This window comes from Acutalibacter sp. 1XD8-33, from assembly GCF_003612555.1.
GTDB lineage: Bacteria > Bacillota > Clostridia > Oscillospirales > Acutalibacteraceae > Acutalibacter.
The window spans coordinates 1-1,794 of sequence record NZ_RAZF01000075.1; the positions used below are offsets into that span (position 1 = coordinate 1).

Consider the following 1,794-nt stretch of genomic DNA (forward strand, 5'->3'; position numbering starts at 1 on the left):
TGACTACTTTCTGAAAAATCGGTTCCGGCCTGACTACCGCCGGAGAGATACCGTTCCAGCTCGATGACAGAGGCCGCAGTATCCTCCTTCGCAAGACTGGTGTACACGTTGGTGGTCATTTCGATGGAGGAATGGCCCAGCAGGTATTGGGTGGTTTTCAGGTCGATGCCCGCCTGGTACAAATTCGAGCAATAGCTGTGCCCTTACGGTATAATAAATTTGTTCAATTTTTGAGCGTTTCTACACCTTCGCTGTGCGCTGATAAGCCTTGGTATTTCAGGATATTCAGTATTTAGCCCCCCCACAACTCCGGTAAACACCGGGGACGTTTGCAACACATTTGCAACAGTGAACACGGTCTTGAAAATTAACCGTCAAAGCAAAAAGAGAGCCCCGGCCTACTCCTACAATGGGCCGGGGTTCAGCTATGATCAAGGAAAAAATTGATGGAAATGGGCCTGACTGAAAAATCAGGGGGGTGGGCGTGCTTTTTCTTCCATTATGCTTTCTCTCCCTCTAAAAGCTGGTTTAGTTGGTCAATGCCCTTTTGGTGGTATCGGAAGATTGTTTTATCCGAATAATGTAGCATCTCCCCAATTTTGAAATGCGGCATTTTCTCACATCCAGAACCAACCAAACCATAGCGCAATTTTATTACCGTCCGGGCGGTGGTATCCGGTATCAGCTTGACCAACGCCACGCCCTTTTCCCGCTGGGCGATCAGCTTGTCAAGATTGTGCTGTACAACACTCTGGAAGGCCGCTCTTGCGGCTTTTGCTTCCGGGGATAGGCGAATACTCCCATAAGAAACCGGGGCCTTTAGAAGGTCCTGCAAGCGCCTTATCAGCTGTTGCGCCGGAACCAGGGAATCCAGCAGAATTTCAGCCGGGGACAGATCAGCCATAAGATCACCGCTCCATTTCCATAACCAGGGTTTCCAATTCATCCAGCTTGGTTTGCATTTCACTTGTCTTAATGACGTTCAGCGCAGAATTGCAAGCATAAAGAAGTGCATTTCCCCGCTTTGCGTCAATCTCTCCATTCAGGATCATATTACTGATCCTGCCTATACTCCGGCGAATGTCAGCCGGGGTGGATAGCTTCAGGGTTTTTCGCCGGGGCATAGTCTCACCGCCTTACTCTGTTAAATCGTCAATGAATATCACGGTATCTTCAACCGTATTGGGGTATGTGTCCGCCAAAGCCTGAAGCGCATCAACGGCGGCTTCCATGGTGTCATGCTCTGTAAAAATCTGCCGTACACCGTTAATCTTGCCGTCGCATAGCTGGCCCTGGGCCGTCCATTTCCCGGTGTCCGGGTCATAATTCACGAACCCCATATAAAACCGCTCTGCCTTGCGCTGGGCGGCTCTTTTGGCTTTGATGATTAGTTCCATGAAAAGCCCTCCATAGGCCAACAGGGGGCCGCACAGGAGTATTTACCCATGCGGCCCCATTGGTGGATTATTCGCTCTTGTCGCTGGGCTGGGCCTGATAGTAAATCGCCTTGGCTTTGTTGTCCAAAACAAAAGCGTCGTAGCAAATACGGCCCTCCACCAGCGCGCCGGAAATACCAGGCGGGTTGTCGTGGATCGTGTAGTCCTCCAACTTGGTCGGGGCCACAGTAGCGCAGGGGTGGGCGATCATGAAGCCGAATCCAGCGGGAAGCCGGTTGGCGGGGATTTTCTGAACCGTCATACCGTCCAGAATCCCGATCACGCCCTTCAGGCGCAGATCGTTGCCAATGTCGGTTTCAAGGATGATGTCCTTGCATTTTTTCATCAGCGCATAGGT

Annotated in this window: 4 protein-coding genes and 1 pseudogene; all 5 read right to left on the minus strand. The window is 51.1% G+C overall.

Features of this window, described 5'->3' with window-relative positions:
* On the minus strand, positions 1-182 hold a 182-nt coding region (locus D7X94_RS17805), incomplete at its 3' end, for a tyrosine-type recombinase/integrase (RefSeq protein ID WP_147401777.1).
* A gap of 317 nt (positions 183-499) precedes the next feature.
* The gene (locus D7X94_RS17810; protein WP_120429154.1) at positions 500-904 is read right to left on the minus strand and encodes a hypothetical protein; all 405 of its coding nucleotides are present in this window, start codon (positions 902-904) and stop codon (positions 500-502) included.
* A gap of 4 nt (positions 905-908) precedes the next feature.
* Entirely contained in the window at positions 909-1,124 is a 216-nt protein-coding gene (locus D7X94_RS17815; RefSeq protein WP_120429155.1) for a hypothetical protein, read from the minus strand.
* A 12-nt stretch (positions 1,125-1,136) separates the two neighbouring features.
* On the minus strand, positions 1,137-1,397 hold the full coding sequence (locus D7X94_RS17820; protein ID WP_120429156.1) for a hypothetical protein: 261 nt from the start codon (positions 1,395-1,397) through the stop codon (positions 1,137-1,139).
* A 67-nt stretch (positions 1,398-1,464) separates the two neighbouring features.
* Positions 1,465-1,794, minus strand: a pseudogene (locus tag D7X94_RS17825) (hypothetical protein); the annotation flags it as partial.